General features: G+C 68.5%; 16 protein-coding genes. 12 read left to right on the top strand and 4 right to left on the bottom strand.

Annotated features, from left to right (window positions below):
* Window positions 1-12 precede the first annotated feature (12 nt).
* Window positions 13-1,428: an MBOAT family protein gene (locus tag AAC979_RS16720; protein WP_371348029.1), complete on the bottom strand. Its 1,416-nt coding sequence runs from the start codon at window positions 1,426-1,428 to the stop codon at window positions 13-15.
* Between the two features lie 199 nt (window positions 1,429-1,627).
* On the opposite strand from AAC979_RS16720, the gene AAC979_RS16715 reads away from it, so the two are divergent.
* On the top strand, window positions 1,628-2,431 hold the full coding sequence (locus tag AAC979_RS16715; protein ID WP_371348028.1) for a gamma-glutamyl-gamma-aminobutyrate hydrolase family protein: 804 nt from the start codon (window positions 1,628-1,630) through the stop codon (window positions 2,429-2,431).
* A gap of 7 nt (window positions 2,432-2,438) precedes the next feature.
* Here AAC979_RS16715 and AAC979_RS16710 read toward each other — a convergent pair whose 3' ends face one another.
* On the bottom strand, window positions 2,439-3,113 hold the full coding sequence (locus AAC979_RS16710; protein WP_371348027.1) for a GntR family transcriptional regulator: 675 nt from the start codon (window positions 3,111-3,113) through the stop codon (window positions 2,439-2,441).
* Window positions 3,114-3,219: 106 nt separating this feature from the next.
* Here AAC979_RS16710 and AAC979_RS16705 point away from each other — a divergent pair, with 106 nt between their 5' ends.
* Complete coding sequence (locus AAC979_RS16705; protein ID WP_371348026.1) at window positions 3,220-3,444, top strand: Trm112 family protein; 225 nt, start codon at window positions 3,220-3,222, stop codon at window positions 3,442-3,444.
* 4 nt (window positions 3,445-3,448) lie between these two features.
* Here the strand turns inward: AAC979_RS16705 and AAC979_RS16700 are convergent, their stop codons facing one another.
* Complete coding sequence (locus tag AAC979_RS16700) at window positions 3,449-4,696, bottom strand: ubiquinone biosynthesis hydroxylase (RefSeq protein WP_371348025.1); 1,248 nt, start codon at window positions 4,694-4,696, stop codon at window positions 3,449-3,451.
* Window positions 4,697-4,835: 139 nt separating this feature from the next.
* Here AAC979_RS16700 and AAC979_RS16695 point away from each other — a divergent pair, with 139 nt between their 5' ends.
* From AAC979_RS16695 to AAC979_RS16670, 6 genes are all read left to right on the top strand, one after another.
* Window positions 4,836-5,717: an acyl-CoA thioesterase gene (locus tag AAC979_RS16695; protein ID WP_371348024.1), complete on the top strand. Its 882-nt coding sequence runs from the start codon at window positions 4,836-4,838 to the stop codon at window positions 5,715-5,717.
* A 295-nt stretch (window positions 5,718-6,012) separates the two neighbouring features.
* Window positions 6,013-6,351: a P-II family nitrogen regulator gene (locus AAC979_RS16690; protein WP_371348023.1), complete on the top strand. Its 339-nt coding sequence runs from the start codon at window positions 6,013-6,015 to the stop codon at window positions 6,349-6,351.
* Window positions 6,352-6,402: 51 nt separating this feature from the next.
* Window positions 6,403-7,764, top strand: coding sequence for an ammonium transporter (locus AAC979_RS16685; protein ID WP_371348022.1), 1,362 nt, complete (start codon window positions 6,403-6,405; stop codon window positions 7,762-7,764).
* A gap of 156 nt (window positions 7,765-7,920) precedes the next feature.
* Entirely contained in the window at window positions 7,921-9,228 is a 1,308-nt protein-coding gene (locus AAC979_RS16680) for an aminotransferase class I/II-fold pyridoxal phosphate-dependent enzyme (RefSeq protein WP_371348021.1), read from the top strand.
* A 65-nt stretch (window positions 9,229-9,293) separates the two neighbouring features.
* Complete coding sequence (locus AAC979_RS16675; protein ID WP_371348020.1) at window positions 9,294-11,921, top strand: DNA translocase FtsK; 2,628 nt, start codon at window positions 9,294-9,296, stop codon at window positions 11,919-11,921.
* Between the two features lie 169 nt (window positions 11,922-12,090).
* Window positions 12,091-12,810: an outer membrane lipoprotein carrier protein LolA gene (locus AAC979_RS16670; RefSeq protein ID WP_371348019.1), complete on the top strand. Its 720-nt coding sequence runs from the start codon at window positions 12,091-12,093 to the stop codon at window positions 12,808-12,810.
* Between the two features lie 132 nt (window positions 12,811-12,942).
* On the opposite strand, the gene AAC979_RS16665 is transcribed toward AAC979_RS16670, so the two are convergent.
* Window positions 12,943-13,917 carry a LysR family transcriptional regulator gene (locus AAC979_RS16665; protein ID WP_371348018.1) on the bottom strand — a complete coding sequence of 325 codons (975 nt, stop codon included), beginning with the start codon at window positions 13,915-13,917 and terminating at the stop codon, window positions 12,943-12,945.
* Between the two features lie 224 nt (window positions 13,918-14,141).
* Between AAC979_RS16665 and AAC979_RS16660 the strand changes: the two genes are divergently transcribed.
* The 4 genes from AAC979_RS16660 to AAC979_RS16645 all read left to right on the top strand — a co-directional run bounded on the left by AAC979_RS16660 (window position 14,142) and on the right by AAC979_RS16645 (window position 18,415).
* Window positions 14,142-15,233, top strand: a complete 1,092-nt coding sequence (locus AAC979_RS16660; protein WP_371348017.1) for an ABC transporter ATP-binding protein — start codon at window positions 14,142-14,144, stop codon at window positions 15,231-15,233.
* Between the two features lie 37 nt (window positions 15,234-15,270).
* The gene (locus tag AAC979_RS16655) at window positions 15,271-15,993 is read left to right on the top strand and encodes an HAD-IA family hydrolase (RefSeq protein ID WP_371348016.1); all 723 of its coding nucleotides are present in this window, start codon (window positions 15,271-15,273) and stop codon (window positions 15,991-15,993) included.
* A gap of 16 nt (window positions 15,994-16,009) precedes the next feature.
* Window positions 16,010-17,314 (top strand): NAD(P)/FAD-dependent oxidoreductase, encoded by a 1,305-nt coding sequence (locus AAC979_RS16650; protein ID WP_371348015.1) that lies wholly within the window; start codon window positions 16,010-16,012, stop codon window positions 17,312-17,314.
* Between the two features lie 63 nt (window positions 17,315-17,377).
* Window positions 17,378-18,415, top strand: coding sequence for an ABC transporter substrate-binding protein (locus AAC979_RS16645; RefSeq protein ID WP_371348014.1), 1,038 nt, complete (start codon window positions 17,378-17,380; stop codon window positions 18,413-18,415).
* Window positions 18,416-18,457: the final 42 nt, after the last annotated feature.

Genomic DNA, 18,457 nt, shown 5'->3' with positions numbered 1-18,457 from the left:
CTCGCCCTCCCCTCAGAACCGGAAATACAGGAAGGGCGAATAGGTCGCCGCCCCCACCGACAGGATGCACAGCGCGAACAGCGCCGCCACCACCACGCTGTCGGTGAACCCGTAAAGGGCGAGGCGCAGGCGCTGGGGCAGGCGCTTGGCGCCGGGCTGCGGCAGGCCGAACATGGCGAGCGGCCAGGCCAGCACCAGGATGATAACCGTCACCGGTTCGAGATCGGCGAGCAGATTGACCGAAAGCGGCCCCGCCCCGTTCAGTCCGGCGAGGCCGGCGAACAGGTCGAGCGCCTGCGGCAGGCTTTCCGCCCGGAACCAGACCCAGCCGGTGAGCACCACCAGCAGCACATAGGCATGATTGACCACGCGCGGCGCGGCGCGCAGGGCGGCGCCGAAGCGGGTGCGCTCCAGCACCAGGAAGCTGCCGTGATGCACACCCCAGATGACGAAGGTCCAGCTCGCCCCGTGCCACAGGCCGCAGAGCAGGAACACGGTCCAGAGATTCAGCGCCGTGTGCAGGTGGCCTCTCCGGTTGCCGCCGAGCGGGATGTAGACATAGTCGCGGAACCAGCTCGACAGGCTCATATGCCAGCGGCGCCAGAAATCGGTGATCGAGAGCGCGCCATAGGGCAGGTTGAAATTGCGCGGGAATTTCAGCCCCATGGCCAGTGCAAGGCCGATCGCCATGTTGGAATAGCCGCCGAAGTCGAAATAGATCTGCAGCGCATAGGCGCTCACCCCGATCCAGGCCTCGCCGAGGCTGGGGGCGGCGGTGTTGTCGAACACCACGCTGACCAGCGGCGCCACCTCGTCGGCGATCAGCACCTTCCAGGACAGGCCGATGACGAAGATGCGCAGCCCCGCCGACACCCGCCCAAGCGTGGTGCGCCGCGCCCTTATGCGATGGGCGATGGTGGAATAGCGCACGATCGGGCCGGCGACGAGCTGCGGGAACATGGTGATGTAGACCGCGATCTCCTCGAACCGGCCATTGGCCCGCGCCTTCCCGCGATAGATGTCGACGAGATAGGAGATGGCGTGGAAGGTGAAGAAGGAGATGCCGAGCGGCAGCGGCAGATGCACCACCGGAAGCTGGGCGGCGGCGGGCAGCAGCAGGTTGAGGTTCTCCGCCAGGAATCCCGCATATTTGAAGGCGATCAGCCCGGCGAGATTCAGCGCCACCGCCAGCGCCAGCATGCGCAGCCGCCACGGCCCGGCGCGGCTGTCGATCAGCAGCGCGAACAGGTAGTTGGCGACAATGGAGACTGCGAGCACCGCGACATTGGCCAGCCCTCCCCAGGCATAGAACACCAGCGAGAAGGCGAGCAGCACGAGATTGCGGGCACGCAGTCCCGGCGTCGCGAAATAGCAGATCAGGAACGCCGGCAGAAAGTAGAACAGGAAGGTGACGGACGAAAAAACCATGGGGTTCCGGCGGCGCCTGCGGGCGAAGGGGATGGCTCTTCATACACGAAGAATCATCCTCGGAAACGTTCGCGGCGCGGGCGGGCGCTGACGGATGGACGCGCGCCCGCGCCCGGCGCAGGACGGACCTGCACGGAGGCGGCGTTGACAGCCGCCGGGAGGGCGCGCCACATCTGCCGGGCAGAGCGCAGGAGATATTATGCGTCCGGTTATCGGTGTGATCAGCGATGTGAAGGCCAGGGACGGCCATGTCGTCCACGGCGTCACGGAAAAGTACATCTATGCGGTGGCGCGCGGCGCTCAGGCGATGCCCGTGCTCATCCCCGGCACCATTTCGGCGGTGGATTCCGCCATGGCGCCGGAGCGGATCGTCGTCGACGAGATCCTGGAGGCGGTGGACGCGCTGTTCCTGCCCGGCAGCCCGTCCAATGTCGGGCCGCAGCATTATGGCGACCTGCCGCACGACCCGCCGCTGCCGGCCGACCCGCACCGCGACGACATCTCGCTGCCGCTGATCCGCGCGGCGCTGGAACGCGGCGTGCCGCTGTTCGGCGTGTGCCGCGGCTTTCAGGAGATGAATGTCGCGCTGGGCGGCACGCTGTTCCAGAAGCTGTATGAGCAGCCCGGCCGCTTCGACCATCGCGAGGATTCCAGCCTCGACATCGAAGGCCAATACTCGCCCGCTCATGGGGTCGCGCTGACCGAAGGCGGCCTGCTGGCGAGCCTTGCCGGCGACACGACGTGGCGGGTGAACTCGCTGCACGGCCAGGGCGTGGCAACGCTGGCGCCGGGCGTGGTGGTGGAGGCGACGGCCGGGGACGGCACCATCGAGGCCTTCCGCGTGCCGGATTCGCCGGGCTTCAACATGGCGATCCAGTGGCACCCGGAATGGCGCTTCTGGGAGGACAAGCTGTCCAGCGGGATCTTCACCGCCTTTGGTGCAGCGGCACGCCTAGCCGCCGAGCGCCGGCGGGGCGGCGGACGGCTGAAGGCGGCGGGCTGAGGCGTCTTTACCCGAGCTGCGCCAGCAGATGGCCGATGCCGTCGCGTATATCGGCCTCGATGGCGCGGCGCAGGGCCGGCTCGTCGCGGGCGCGCAGCGCCGCCAGCGCCTCGGCGTGGCGGTCCACGGGGTAGTGTGTCTCAAGGTCCGCCAGAGCCATGCGCATGAACGGGCCGATCTGCAGCCACACCGATTCGATCAGCGGCAGCAGCACATTGTCCGCCCGCCCGCCATAAAGCGCGCCGTGGAAGGCGAGGTTGGTCTCGATCATCGCCTCGGTGTCGGCGGCGGCCACCGCCGCGTCGGATTCGGCGTTGAGCGCGTCGAGCCGGGCGATGAAGGCGTCATCGGCCACGGCGAGGGCGCGGGCTGCCGCTTCGGTCTCCAGAAGCGTGCGCGCCATCATCAGCTCCTCGAAGCGCCGCGCCGTCATTTCCGGCACGCGCACGCGGCGATTGTCGAGCAGCACCAGCGCGCGCTCGGCGACCAGCCGCCGCAGCGCCTCGCGCACCGGCATGGAGGAGACGCCCAGCGCATCGGCGAGGCCGCGTATCGTCACCGCCTTGCCGGGCGGAAAGCGGCCGGCCATGACCGAACGGCGCAGCCGGCGAAACACCCATTGCTGCAGCGTGTCGCCGTCGAGGCGGGGGTCCTGGGAGAGATCGAGCGCGGGAGAATCCATCGGTCCGGGCGGCTTCGGGGAAGTGGCGACGTGAGAATGTCAGCTTGCTGCGTTATATAGCCGGAATACGTTTGTGATCCTGCCGAAGATCGGGAGTTTTCCGCCCATGGCCGCACAATCCGAGATTCCCGCCCGCGCGGGCTATGAAATCGACCCGAAGCTGCTGGAACTGCTGGTCTGCCCGCTCACCAAGGGGCCGCTGGACTATGACCGCGGCGCGCATGAGTTGGTGTCGCGGGCGGCGCGGCTGGCCTACCCGATTCGCGACGGCATCCCGATCCTGCTCGCCGACGAGGCGCGGCAGCTCACCGAGGAGGAAGCGGCGCGCTAGCGCTCTACAGCGCTTCCCCGCGCAGCAGGCGGGGGGCGCGCCCGCCAATGCCGGCGGCGTCGCGGATGAAAAAGCCCTTCAGCGCCGGCAGGCGCTCCACCAGCCCGAGCCCGACATCGCGCGCCAGCCGCACCGCGTCCGAGCGCAGGCCGAACAGCCGGTTGAGCCCGTCGGTCGCCACGCCCATGGCCAGCGTGTCGAAGCGGCGCCAGCGCTGGTAGCGCTCCAGAACGTCCGGTCCGCCAATATCGAGCCCGAGCCGGGCGGCATCGGTGACAGCTTCCGCCAGCGCCGCCACATCGCGCAGCCCCATATTGATGCCCTGTCCGGCGATGGGATGGATGGTGTGGGCGGCATCGCCGACCAGAGCGAGCCGCTCGCCGATGAAGGAACGCGCCATCTGGAAGCCGAGCGGGAACGCCTTCGGCTCGTCGAGAATCTCGATCTCGCCGAGTTCCAGCCCGAAGCGCTGTTCCAGCTCGTCCAGCAGCAGCACGCGCGGCAGCTTCAGCAGGCGCGCGGCGGTCTCGGTCGCTTCGGTCCAGACGATGGAGCAGCGATTGCCGGCGAGGGGCAGCATGGCGAAGGGACCGGCGGGCAGGAAATGCTCGATCGCCTTGCCCTCGTGCGGGCGCTCATGGCCGACCGTCATCACGATGGCGGACTGGTGATAGGACCAGCCGGTGACGCCGATGCCGGCCAGCGCCCGCAGCTTGGAGCGGCCGCCATCGCAGGCGGCGAGCAGGGAGGCGGAAGCTTCCGTGCCATCGGCGAGCCGCAGCGCCGTGCCGGCCGAGCCGGGGGTGAAGCCGGCGATGCGGCTGGGCAGCAAGGCGATGCCGCGTTCGCGCGCCAGCTCGGTCATCGCGTCCTGCAGCACCGCATTGGGCAGCATATGGGCGAAGGGCTCGCCCGGCTCCACCTCGCCGTCGAAGGACAGGAACACCGGCCGGGCGGCGTCGCCGAGCTTGGAATCGGTGATTTCCATGGCGAGGATCGGCTGCGCCTCGCCCGCCACCCGCTCCCACACGCCGAGCGCCTCGAACAGGCGGCGGGCGCCGGCGGCGATGGCGGAGGCGCGCAGATCGGTGCTGGCTGGCCGCGGCGCGGCGAAGGCCGGGTCGGCAACAGCCAAGCGGGCGCTCTCACCCAGCCCCTGCCGCAGCGCGAGCGCGAGAGTGAGCCCGGCGAGCCCGCCGCCGGCCATCACCGCATCATATCGCTGGTCCTGTTGCATGGCTTGCTGCTGCATGGCTCGGCGCCTCCGCTCTCGACCATCCGCGCATTGTGCGCGCTCCCTCCTATGCCTTAGCTAGGCACCCCGGACAATGCGCCGGGGCGCCGCCCCCACCTTGCCCGCCCGTCCCGTCGCGATGAGGAGCCGCCCGCCCATGACCCATAGCGCCGCCGAACTCGTCGCCCTGCTCGATCTGGAACGGCTGGAGGATAATCTGTTCCGCGGTCTCAACCCGCCGGAATCCTGGCCGTTCCGCACCCGCGTCTTTGGTGGGCAGGTGCTGGCGCAGGCGTTGGTGGCGGCGCAGCGCACGGTGGAAGGGCTCGCCGCGCATTCGCTGCACGCCTATTTCCTGCTCGCCGGCGATCCGCAGGTGCCGATCATCTATGATGTCGAGCGGGTGCGCGACGGGCGCAGCTTCGCCACGCGGCGGGCGGTGGCGATCCAGCACGGGCGGCCGATCTTCATCATGTCAGTGTCCTTCCACCGCGCCGAGCCGGGGCTGGAGCACCAGCTCGATCTCGACATGGAGGTGCCGGCGCCGGAAGAGGTGCCGGGCATCGGCGAATTGCCGCCCGACGTGGTGGCCCGGTTGCCTGCCCCGGTGCTGGCCTATTGGCGGCGCCCGCGCCCGATCGAACTCAGGCCCATCGGTCTCGGCGAGCCGGTGCGCGTGCCGCGCCGGGCGGTGTGGTTCCGCGCCAGCGGCCCGCTGCCCGACGAGGAGGGGCTGCACCGCGCCGTGCTCGCCTATGCCAGCGACATGACGCTGCTGGAGGCGACGACACTGGTGCACGGCACCAGCGTGCTCGGCGAGAGCCTGCAGGTCGCCAGCCTCGACCACGCGCTATGGCTGCACCGGCCGTTCCGCGCCGAAGAGTGGCTGCTTTATGTCCAGGACAGCCCCAGCGCCGCCGGCGCGCGCGGCTTCGCCCGCGGCTTGATCTATGACCGTGCCGGCCGGCTGGTCGCCTCGGTGGCGCAGGAAGGGCTGATCCGGCCGATGCGGACGCCTGACTCGCAGGCAACTGCCTAAAAATTAGCCGGCATATGGCAATTGTGCGGCGATGACTCGGGAAGGGTCATAGCGCCGATCAAGAATTGAGCAACCGGACCGGCTCGCCGCAGGGCGGGGGCGGGCCCGTCGCGGGCCGCCTGTGCCCCGCCTCGCGTGGCGCTTCGGACGGAAAGCCTTGATTCGCAACACTTGGCACGCGATTTGATTATCTGTCCCCGGCTGGACCGGAGGGTTGCAGGGACAACCTGGCCGAGTCCGACATGTAACGCCCGGAGCACCGCCAGCGGTTTCGGGCCAAGCGGGGACAGGACGCATGAAGATCGTCATGGCTATCATCAAGCCTTTCAAGCTTGAGGAAGTCCGGGATGCGCTCACTGGCATTGGTGTGCACGGACTGACCGTCACGGAGGTCAAGGGTTACGGCCGGCAGAAGGGCCATACCGAGATCTATCGCGGCGCGGAATACGCGGTGAGCTTCCTGCCGAAGCTGAAGATCGAGGTCGCCGTGCCCTCCGATCTGGTTTCCAAGGTCATCGACGCCATCACCACGTCGGCCAAGACCGGCCAGATCGGCGACGGCAAGATCTTCGTCTACGCGATCGACCAGGCCGTGCGCATCCGCACCGGCGAAACCGACGCCGACGCCCTCTGAGCCCGCGCCACTGATCCCGACATTTTCCGATTGCGACGGAGCATTGAACCCATGACGACCAAGAATTGGATACGCGCGGGCCTGCCTGCGCTGGCGACGACGGCGCTGTTTGCGGCCGCCGCTTTCGCTCAGGACAACCCGGCCACCGGCGCCGAAGCCACCGCCGAGGTTGCTGCGGCGGTCACGGTGGACAAGGGCGACATCACCTGGATGATGGTGTCTTCCATCCTCGTGCTGTTCATGACCGTCCCCGGCCTCGCCTTGTTCTATGGCGGCCTGGTGCGCGCCAAGAACATGCTCTCGGTCCTCATGCAGGTCACCGTCATCGCCGCGGTGATGATGCTGCTCTGGATTTTCTACGGCTACTCGCTCGCCTTCACCGCCGGCAACGCCTTCATCGGCGGCTTCGAAAAGGCCTTCCTCGCCGGCGTGACCACGGAAAGCCTCGCCGACACCTTCTCGGCCAATGTGAAGATTCCGGAATACATCTTCATCGTGTTCCAGATGACCTTCTCGGCCATCACCCCGGCGCTGATCATCGGTGCTTTCGCCGAGCGCATGAAGTTCTCGGCCATCGTGCTGTTCTGCATCCTGTGGGTGACGTTCGTCTATTACCCCATCGCCCACATGGTGTGGTTCTCGGAAGGCTATCTCTTCGCCATGGGCGCGCTGGACTTCGCCGGCGGCACGGTGGTGCACATCAATGCCGGTATCGCCGGTCTTGTCGGCTGCATCATCATCGGCAAGCGCACCGGCTACGGCAAGGAGCTGATGCCTCCCCACTCGCTGCCCTTCGCCATGGTCGGCGCCAGCGTCCTGTGGGTGGGCTGGTTCGGCTTCAACGCCGGCTCCAACCTTGAAGCGAATGCCGGCACCACGCTCGCCGTGATCAACACCTTCGTCGCCACCGCCGGCGCGATTGTGGGCTGGACCCTCATCGAGTGGCTGGCCAAGGGCAAGCCCTCCATGCTCGGCGCGATCTCCGGCATGGTGGCGGGCCTCGTCGCCATCACCCCGGCCGCCGGCCTTTCCGGCCCGCTCGGCGCCATCGTCCTCGGCTTCGTCGCCGCCATCATCTGCTTCTTCTTCTGCACCACGGTGAAGAACGCGCTCGGCTATGATGACAGCCTCGACGTGTTCGGCGTGCATGGCGTGGGCGGCATTGTCGGCGCCATCGGCACCGGCATCGTCGTCGCCCCGGCGCTCGGCGGCCCCGGCGTCGCCGACTATGCGATGGGCCACCAGGTGTGGGTGCAGTTCCAGGCGGTGGCGATGACCATCGTGTGGTGCGGCGTCGTCTCGGCGATCCTCTACTACATCGTCAATGTCCTCGTCGGCCTGCGCCCGTCGGTGGAGAAGGAGCGCGAGGGTCTCGACATCGTCGAGCATGGCGAGCGCGCCTATCATAGCTGAGCGATGCTCAGGGCCGAGGGGGCGGCGCCCGCGCCGCTCCACGGTTCCACGGCTTCCCGGCCTTCCCGAGGCCCCGGCATCGCCGGGGCCTTTTCCTTGCGCCCGGCCCGCCCGATCGGCGCGCATGGTTAAGAACGCCTTTACCGCAGCGGGTCTATGCTGGCGCCAGAGGCTGCATTCCGTGGCCGAGCCGAGACCTGTGCCGTGCCCGACACCCCCTCTCCCGCTGCCGCGCCGCCGGCCGCCACGCCCGATCCCGGGCCGGCGGCACGCTCGCCCTTTGTGCGGCTGACCGAATTGCTGGCCGATCTGGCGCCGGGCAAGCCCGCCCTCAGCCTGGCCGTGGGGGAGCCGCGCCATGCCATGCCGGGTTTTGTCGGCGAGGTGCTGGCGCGCCATCTCGACGGCTTCGGCCGCTATCCCGCCGGCAGGGGCCTGCCCGAGTTCCGCCGCGCCGCCGCCGACTGGTGCGCCCGCCGCTACGCGCTGGCGCGTCCGCTCGACCCGGAGCGCGAGGTGCTGGTGCTCAACGGCTCGCGCGAGGGGCTGTTCTTCGCCGCGCTGATCGCCCGCCGGCAGCTCAGTGCCGGCAAGCGCGCCCGCATCGGCGCGCGCGAACCCGTGGTGCTGCTGCCCAACCCGTTCTACGCCGCCTATGGCGCCGGCGCCGAGGCGGCGGGCTGCGTCAGCGTCGACCTGCCTTTGCCGGCCGATGGCGGCTGGCTGCCGGATCTCGACGCGCTGACGCCCGATCTGCTCGACCGCGCGGTGGCGCTTTATTTCGCCTCGCCCGCCAACCCGCAGGGCAGCATCGCCCCGCGCGCCTATCTCGAACGGCTGGTGGCGCTGTGCCGGGCGCATGAGGTGTTGGTGTTCGCCGACGAATGCTATTCCGAGATCTGGCTGGGCGATCAGCCGCCGACCGGCATTCTCGAGGTGGCGGGGCCGGATTATGGCGGCGTCGTCGCCTTCAACTCGCTGTCGAAGCGCTCCAGCCTGCCGGGGCTGCGCTGCGGCTTCTGCGCCGGCGAGGCGCGCTTCCTCGACGCCTTCGCCGATTTCCGCAATGTCGCCGCGCCGCAGGTGCCCGAGCCGCTGCAATGGGTCGGCATCGCCGCTCTGGCCGACGAGGCGCATGTGGCGGCGAGCCGCGACCTCTACAAGGCGAAGTTCGATGTGGCCGACCGGGTGCTGGCCGGGCATTTCGACTATCGGCGGCCCGATGGCGGCTTTTTCCTCTGGCTGAACGTCGCCGGGCGGGCGGGCGAGGGGCGCAGCGCCGGCGAGCAGGCGGCGCGGCTGCTGTGGCAGCGCGAGGGGCTGCGTACCGTGCCGGGCGGCTATCTCTGCCGCGGCGACGGCGACGGGCGCAATCCCGGCGCCGACTATCTGCGACTCGCGCTGGTGCAGGACCTTGAGACGACGCAGGAGGCGCTGCCGCGCCTGCTGGCCGGTCTGTCCTGAGCGGGGCGGGGCGCTTGGCGAGGCGGAGCAAGGACACGGGGCGGGATATGGGGACGCAGACGACGATGCGGACGCCTCGGCTTGAGGCCGGTCCTTCGCGTGCCGCCCGGCCGCGGCCGCGGCCGGAGCCGGCCGGCAAAAGCGGCGCGGGGGCGCGGGCGCACCGTGCCGGCAAGAGCGCCCCCGGCGGCTTCCTCCCCGAGGAGGTGCGCGGCGCGCTCTCCCGCCGCACGGCGGAACTCATCGGCCTCGCCTGGCTCGCCCTGTGCGCGCTGATGCTGCTGGCGCTGGCGACCTGGTCGGCGGACGATCCCAGCCTCAGCCGTTCCAGCGCGGTGGCGCCGTCCAATCTTCTCAGCGTCCCCGGCGCCATCTTCGCCGATGTGATGATGCAGCTCTTCGGCGTCGCCGCGCTGGCGGTGGTGCTGCCGATCGGCATCTGGGGCTGGCTGCTGCTCACCCATCGCCATCCCGGCCGGCTGCGGGCGCGGCTGATCGCGCTGGCGGGGGGGATCGTGTTCGCCTGCGGCTTCGCTGCCTGCCTGCCGCGCTTCGGCGGCTGGCCGCTGCCGAGCGGGCTGGGCGGGGTGCTGGGGGAACTGGTCCTCGCCGTGCCGGCGGCGTTGCGTCCGGGATGGCTGACGAGCGCCGATTACGCGGTGGTGGGCGTGGTGTGCCTGCTCGGGGCCGCGCTCACCCTGCCGCTGGCGGTCGGCCTCGGCCTGCGCGCCGCGCCGGCGGATGATGCAGAGGAGATGGGCCGCGAGCCGGCGGGCTTCGAGGATGACGAGCCGGGCTGGGTCGCCTTTCTGCTCGGCATGGCGACTCACGCCGTGCTGTCGCTGAAGGCGCGCCTCGCCCCCGGCGCCGCCCGTCGCCCGCGCCCCGGGCGCGGCCTTGGCGAAAGGCTGCGCGAGAGCGTGCGCTTCGGCGGGGCGGAGGAGGACGATCTCGCCGCGCTGCGCGGCGGGCGGCACGAGCCGAGCTTCGGCCGCCGCGACGCTGCGGGCGAGGAGGACGATGTCGCCGGCTTCGAGAGCGCCGATGACGAACTGCCCGATGCGCTGAACGAAGCCTTCGCCGAACCGCCCCCGCCGGCGGCACGGGCGGCCAAGCGCCCGCCGCCGCTGCGCTCCATCCGCGGCGGCCGGGCGGCGCGGGAGGAACAGCGCCGGCGCTACGCCCTGCCGGGTCTCGACCTGCTGGCGCTGCCGCCCCCGCGCGGCGGCCCGGCGCTGTCGCGCGAGACGCTGGACCAGAACGCCCGCGATCTCGAAGGCGTGCTGGACGATTTCGGCGTGCGCGGCGCCATCGTCAATGCCCGCCCCGGCCCGGTGGTGACGCTCTATGAGCTGGAACCGGCGCCGGGCATCAAGTCGAGCCGCGTCATCGGCCTCGCCGACGACATCGCCCGCTCGATGAGCGCGATTTCCGCCCGCGTGGCGGTGATCCCGGGCAAGAACGCCATCGGCATCGAACTGCCCAACCCGAAGCGCGACAAGGTGCTGCTGCGGGAAATCCTCGCCGCCCGCGACTTCGGCGAGGCCGCGCACAAGCTCGCCATCGCGCTGGGCAAGACCATTGGCGGCGAGCCGGTCATCGTCGATCTCGCCCGCATGCCGCATCTGCTGGTCGCCGGCACCACCGGCTCGGGCAAGTCGGTGGCGATCAACACGATGATCCTGTCGCTGCTCTACCGGATGCGGCCGGAGCAGTGCCGGCTGATCATGATCGACCCGAAAATGCTGGAACTGTCGACCTATGACGGCATTCCGCATCTGCTCACCCCCGTCGTCACCGATCCGAAGAAGGCGGTGGTGGCGCTGAAATGGGCGGTGCGCGAGATGGAGGAGCGCTATCGCAAGATGTCGAAGGTCGGCGTGCGCAGCATTGACGGCTTCAATGCCCGCCTCGCCGAAGCGCAGGCCAAGGGCGAGCAGATCGTGCGCACCGTGCAGACCGGCTTCGACAAGGAGACGGGCGAAGCGATCTATGAGCGCGAGGAAATGGATCTCTCGCCCATCCCCTATATTGTCGTGGTGGTCGACGAGATGGCCGACCTGATGATGGTCGCGGGCAAGGACATCGAGGGCGCCATCCAGCGCCTCGCCCAGATGGCGCGCGCCGCCGGCATCCACCTGATCATGGCGACGCAGCGCCCGTCGGTGGATGTCATCACCGGCACCATCAAGGCCAATTTCCCGACCCGCATCTCCTTCCAGGTGACGAGCAAGATCGACAGCCGCACCATCCTCGGCGAGATGGGCGCGGAGCAACTGCTCGGCCAGGGCGACATGCTCTATATGGCCGGCGGCGGGCGCATCTCCCGCGTCCACGGCCCCTTCGTCTCCGACCAGGAGGTGGAGCGCGTGGTCGAGCACCTCAAGGCGCAGGGCGCCCCAGATTATCTCGATGAGGTGACCATCGACCTCGAGGGCGAGGGCGAGGACGGCGCCGTGTTCGACAAGGGCGCGATGGGCGGGGAAGAGGGCGGCGATCTCTACAGCCAGGCGGTGGCGGTGGTGATGCGCGACAAGAAGTGCTCCACCTCCTATATCCAGCGCCGGCTGCAGATCGGCTATAACCGCGCCGCCTCGCTGGTCGAGCGGATGGAGCGCGAAGGGCTCGTCGGCCCGGCCAACCATGCCGGCAAACGCGAGATTCTCGCCGAGGGCGGCGGGGAGGGCTACTGAGCCGATGGCGCGCTGTCCTCCCGCACCCGTGTTCACCGCCGCGGCTGACGCAGCGTCGGGGCCACAGGATCGCCACAGCGGCGCGCTACCCGCTGCCGTGCTACCGACATGCGCACGAGGCTCCCGCGCCCAGTGCCAAGCCAGACGTGCCCCCGGGAGATTATGGCCTATGCGCTCCATGCTTCGTCTCTGCGCCGCCGCCCTGCTGCTGCTGCCCGCCGGCCTTGCCGTGGCGCAGGTGCCGCCGCCGCCCTTCGTGCCGGTGCCGCCGAAGAAGCCGGCCTCGATGATGCGCACCGCGCAGGCGGGCCCGGCCGCCGCCGCCAGCGGCGAACCCGGCATCCAGGTCGCGGCGGTGGCCAACCAGCGGGCGGCCACCGAGACGGTCCAGCGCATCAATGACTATTTCAACAGCTTCAAGACGATGATCGGCGATTTCGTGCAGGTCGATCCGGACGGCACGCGCCAGCAGGGCCAGTTCTACATTCTCAAGCCGGGGCGGGTGCTGTTCGAATATGAGGCGCCGAGCCGGATCGAACTGGTGGCCGATGGCCGCTCGGTGGCGGTGCGCGACAAGAAGCTGAAGACGCAGGACATCACCCCGCTCTCGGCGACGCCTCTGCGCTTCCTGCTGTCGGAGAACTTCAACCTCGCCCGCAACGCCAATGTGACCGGCGTCTACCAGGACGACATCTTCGCCACGGTCGTGATCGAGGAAAAGCAGCCCATGGTCGGCACCTACCGGCTGATGATCATGTTCGACGCCAAGACCATGCAGCTCAAGCAGTGGACGGTGACCGACCCGCAGGGCTACGACACCACGGTCGCGGTTTCCAATCTCGACACCGCCCAGCGGCCGGACCCGATGCTGTTCGTCATCAACCGCTAGAGCGTTTTCGAGCGAAGTGGATACCGGTTCGCGTGAAGAAAACGCGACAAAAGAAAGAGTTAGAGCATTTCACTGTTTCCATGAAATAGTGAAATGTTCTAAAGCCGGGACGAAGCGAAGCGGCGCGGCCGGTCACGCGGCCGGCGGGCTTCCGCTGCGCTCAAGCAGCGGGCCGAGATGGAGTTCCGGATAGAGCGCGGCCACCTGCCGGACATCCTCGCCGAGCCGGGCGATCATCCAGTCGCGGACATCGGCCACGATCGGCCGTAGTGGCTTGTCGCGCGAGCGGACGAACTGGCAGTGCCGGCCGGTGGTCTTGACACGCGGGCTGGCCGGCACCAGCGCCTTGGTCCGCAGCCAGTGGCAGGCGACGTTCAGCCAGCCGAGCGCCACGCCCTGGCCGAGCATCGCCGCCTGCACGACGATGGCGTAATCGGAAAAGATCATCGAATTGGTCGCCGCGCCGGGATCGCCGGGAAAGAACACCTGCGACCAGTCCGGCTGCGCTTCGCCGAGACTGATCAGGGTCTCGACCTGGCCCGCCACATCGGCGATCGAGCCGCGCTGCCCCTCGCGATAGCCCGGGCTGCAGATCGGCACCAGAATCTCCGGCATGATGTAGCTCGCCTCATGACGTTCATCCGGGCCGTCGACGAAGCGCATGCCGAGATCGACATCGCTGACCGGCCCGGAAAGCGCCGACATGATGAGCTGGAAGCGCAGTTCGAGCGAGGGAAAGGCCCGCTTGATCTCCGCCATATGCGGCATGATCCAGTGCGTGGTGAAGCCGGTGGAGACCGAGAGCGTAACCGTCTCCACCCCGGTCTTGCGGTCCTCGATCTCGCGCAGCGCGTGCTCGATGCCGGAAAATCCGCGGGAAATCGCTTCATAGAGGATGCGTCCCGCCTCGGTCAGCGTCACCCCGCCGGGCACGCGATCAAACAGGCTGGCGCCGATATGCTCCTCCAGCCGCCCCATCATCCGGCTGACGGCGGCCGGCGTCACGTTGAGTTCGTCGGCGGCTCGGGCGAAATTGCCACAGCGCGCCGCCGCTTCGAACGTGAAGAAACCATTCATCGAGGGCAAGGCGAGGCGAAGCTTGCGCATTACATAATGTAATGCCGGACGGATTTTTTTTCAATTGAACGCGGTCGCGATCATTGGTCTGCTTCGACCATGGGTGGCGCGGCAAGAGCCCGACAAAACGCAAAGCGCAGGGTGACGAGCAGCATCGAATCCGCCGGTCCGGCCGGAAGGGGGCCGGGGCGGTGGCGGCGCGGAATGCGCCTGCGATGTAATGTTCTGCCCGTGGCTTTCGAAGCGGGGGAAATATGACCAGGCCGACTTCTTCTGGGACGGTAGGGGTCTCGATCCGGGGCGCTTCCAAATTCTATGGGAGCTTCCGGGCGCTTGACGAGATCAATCTGGAGGTCGCGCCGGGCGAATTCGTCTCGATCCTCGGCCCGTCCGGCTCGGGCAAGACCACCCTGCTCGGCATTCTCGGCGGCTTCGTCCAGCCCACCTCGGGCGCGATCTTCCTCGGCGAGCGTGACATCACGCTTGAGCCGCCGCACAAGCGCGACATCGGCATCGTGTTCCAGAACTACGCGCTGTTCCCGCACATGAATGTCGCGGAGAATGTGACGTTTCCGCTGCGCGCGCGGCGCATGCCGAAGTCCGAATGGCCGGCGAAGCTGAAGGCGGCGCTCGACATGGTGGAGCTTGGCGGCTTCGGCGACCGCAAGATTCATGAGCTGTCCGGCGGCCAGCGCCAGCGCGTCGCGCTCGCCCGCGCCATGATCTTCGAGCCGCGCCTGATCCTGATGGACGAGCCGCTCTCCGCCCTCGACAAGCAGTTGCGCGAGACGATGCAGATCGAGCTCAAGCACCTGCACCGCAAGCTCGCCGCCACCATGATCTATGTGACGCATGACCAGCGGGAGGCTCTGACCATGAGCGACCGCATCGCCGTCATGAACAGGGGCCAGCTCGTTCAGGTCGACACGCCGGAACGGCTTCACGACAACCCGGCGGATTCGTTCGTCGCCGGCTTCATCGGCGAGGCGACACTGCTGCCGGTGCGGCGCGTCGATGCCCATACGGTCGATCTCGACGGCAGCCGCCTCGTCGCCGCGCGCCCGGTGCCGGACGGCGCGGAGCTGCTGCTGGTCATTCATTCCGAAAAGCTCACCGTGGCGGCGCAGCCGGTGCCGGGCACGCCGAACCTGCTGAGCGGTGTCGTGACCGAGACGCTCTACCAGGGCGAGAGCATCCGCCTCTTCCTCCAACTCGACGGCGGCGCGCGGCTCAGCCTGCGCGTGCCAAGCAACCATGGCGGCCGCTCGCTGCTGAAGGCGCCCGGCGAACGCCTCGCCGTCACCCTTCACCCGGACGACACCATCGTCGTGCCGCAGGCACGCTGACCCGCATCCACGCTATCTGCCAAGAGGAATGAAACGAATGAAGTTCACCGATTTCAAGGTCATGACCTTCGATGTCGTCGGCACGCTGATCGACTTCGAGACGGGTGTCCTGGGCGCGGTGCGGGCGCTCGGTGGCCCCAAGGCCGCTGCGGCCAGCGACGACGAGATCTTCGAACCCTATAAGCGCGGGCGCGACAAATTCTACGGGCGTTCCTCCTTCGCCATGAAGGATGTCTATCTCTCGCTCGCCACCGAATGCGGCTTCAACACGGACGAGGCCACCGCGGAGGCGTTCCAGCTCGCCGTGCTGCGCTGGCCGGCCTTCGCCGATTCCGTCGAGGCACTTCGCCGGCTCAGGAAGAACTACCGCCTCGTCGCCATGACCAATGCCGACCGCACGGCGTTTTCCGCCTATGCCGCCACGCTGGGCAATCCGTTCCATGACAGCGTGACCTGCGACGAGACGGGATGCGCCAAGCCGGATCCGCGCTTCTTCGCCTTCAACAAGGGCCGGCAGTCGGCGCTCGGCTTCCAGCAGAGCGAGATCCTGCATGTCGCGCAGAGCCAGTATCACGACATCGGCGTCGCCAAGGCCGAGGGCTATGTCACCTGCTGGATCGAGCGTCGCCAGGGCCAGCAGGGCTTTGGCGGCACGCCCGATCCGAAGACGATGACGACGCCCGACTTCCACTTCTCCTCGCTCAAGCAGCTTGCCGACGCGGTCGATGCCGAACGCGCCGCCGCCCGCCTGGCGGCCTGACGGGGACAGGCTGGTCATGGTCGCCCCCACATCCCCGGCGGATATTGCCTCCCTCTGGCAGGCGACCTCGGTCGCCCGGCCGGCATTTGGCAGCCTGGCGAGCGACCATGCCTTCGATGTGGCCATCATCGGCGGCGGCTATACCGGGCTTTCCACGGCGCGCTATCTCGCCAAGTCCGGGCTGTCGCCGGTGGTGCTCGAAGCGCAGCGCATCGGCTGGGGCGCCAGCGGGCGCAATGGTGGCGTGGTCTCCGGCAAGTTCCGCATCGGCTTCAAGGACATCGCGGCGCGGCACGGCATTGACACGGCGCGGCGTATGCATGCGCTCGGGATGGAGGCGATCGAACATGTCGGGCAGCTCATCGAGGAGCTTGGCATGGAGGGCGCGGACTACCGGCCCTCGGGTTCGCTGCGCTGCGCCCATAATCCGCACACGCTCGACGTGCTGAAGAGCGAGGCGGCCTGGCTGCGCGAGACCCTGGGGGATCGTGGCGTGTCGATGCTCGACGCCGGGGCGGTGGCGGAGGAAACCGGGGCACGCGGCTTCGCCGGCGGCATGCTCAACCACCATGGCGGGGTGATCCATCCGCTCAATTTCGTGCGCGGGCTGGCCGCCGGGCTGAAGGCGCAGGGCATTGCTCTCTTCGAATCCACCCCGGTCGTCCGCGTCGGGCGCGAAGGGGCGGGGATCGTGGCGGAGACGCCGGCGGGGCGCATCACCGCGCGCCAGCTTGTGATCGCCACCAACTCCTATTCCGACCTGACGCCGGCAACGGCGCCGGTGCGCAAGGCGATCATCCCGTTCCGCTCGGCGATGATCGCGACCGAACCGCTGGCGGGCACGCCGGCAGCGGGACTGCTCTCCACCGGACGCAGCTACACCGAGACGCGGCGCATGATGCGCTGGTTCCGCAAATCCGGCGACCGGCTGCTTTATGGCGGGCGCGGCGCCTTCGGCAAGACCGACACCGAATCCGCCTTCGCCGCGCTGGAAAAGGCCATGCGGCGCCAGTTTCCCGCGCTTGCCGGGGTGAAGGTGACGCATCGCTGGTCGGGGCTGGTAGCGATGACGCTCGACAGCCTGCCGCATCTCGGCCGCCTCGATGACCGTGTGGTCTATGCCTTGGGCTATAACGGCACCGGCGTCGCCCTTGCCTCCGGCATCGGCCGCCACGTCGCCGCGCTGGTGGCGGGCAGTCAGCCCGATCTCGGCCTGCTGACGCGGCAGCCTCTGGCTTCCATTCCCTTCTACGGCCTGCGCGAACCCGCCGTCCGGCTGGTCGCCGGCTGGTACCAGTTCCTCGATGCCATCGGGCGATGACGCGCCGCACCATCGCCTCACCCACGCAAGCGGCCGACAAGAATGACCTAGAGGAGAACCGGAATGCGCGTGACACTCTCGATCCCGACGATCATGGCGGCGCTGCTGCTGCCGGTGGCGGCCGCCTCGGCCGACCAGATCACCTTCGTCTCGCAGGGCGGCGCCTATCAGGAGGCCCAGACCAAGGCCATCCTCGATCCGGTCGCCAAGCTGCTCGGCATCACCATCAACCAGGATTCCTCGCCCGACGCCTGGCCGGTGCTGAAAACCCAGACCGCGACCGGCAAGCCGGTGTGGGATGTGATCGACACGCCGACCAAGGACTGCATCCGCGGCGGCGAGCAGGGCATGATCGAGAAGCTCGATTTCTCCAAGCTTCCCAATGCCGCCGAGATTCCCGCTGGCTACAAGACCGCCTATTCCGTGCCCTATGAGTTCTATTCCTCGGTGCTCGCCTTCAACTCGAAGAAATTTGGCGACAACGGCCCCAAGAGCTGGGCTGATTTCTGGGATGTCGAGAAGTTCCCGGGGACCCGCGCGCTGCGCAGCCATCCCATGGCGACGCTGGAGGCGGCGCTGCTGGCGGACGGCGTGCCGGCCGACAAGCTCTACCCGCTCGATGTCGAGCGCGCCTTCAAGAAGCTGGAGCAGATCAAGCCGCACATCACTGTCTGGTGGACCTCCGGCGCGCAGTCGGCGCAGCTTCTCGCCGATGGCGAAATCGACATGGAGATGGCGTGGAACGGCCGCGTGACCGCGGTGATCAAGGAAGGCGCGCCGGTCGGCTACACCTTCAACCAGGGCTTCCTGCAGGAAACCTCGCTCTGCATCCTCAAGGGCGCCCCCAATCTGGCGACGGCCTATGCCTTTGTGAACGCCGCGATCTCGCCGGACATCCAGGCCAATTTCCCCGCCTATATCGACTATGGCCCTGGCAACCCCGCCGCCTACAAGACCGGCAAGATCTCGCCGGAGCGTGCCGCGCAGATGCCGAGTTCGCCGGAGAACGCGGCGAAGCAGGTGCTGATCTCGGTGGCGTGGTGGAGTTCGCCGGCGGGCGAGGAAGCGCAGAAGCGCTGGGCATCCTTCATCCAGAAGTAAGCGGCCGCGAGAGCCTGATCCGATCAGCTTGCCCAGGCTGAT

The organism is Ancylobacter sp. IITR112, from assembly GCF_041415945.1.
Taxonomy (GTDB): Bacteria; Pseudomonadota; Alphaproteobacteria; order Rhizobiales; family Xanthobacteraceae; genus Ancylobacter.
The sequence above is the reverse complement of the archived record's forward strand: the minus strand, read 5'-3'. Positions and strand labels throughout refer to the sequence as shown.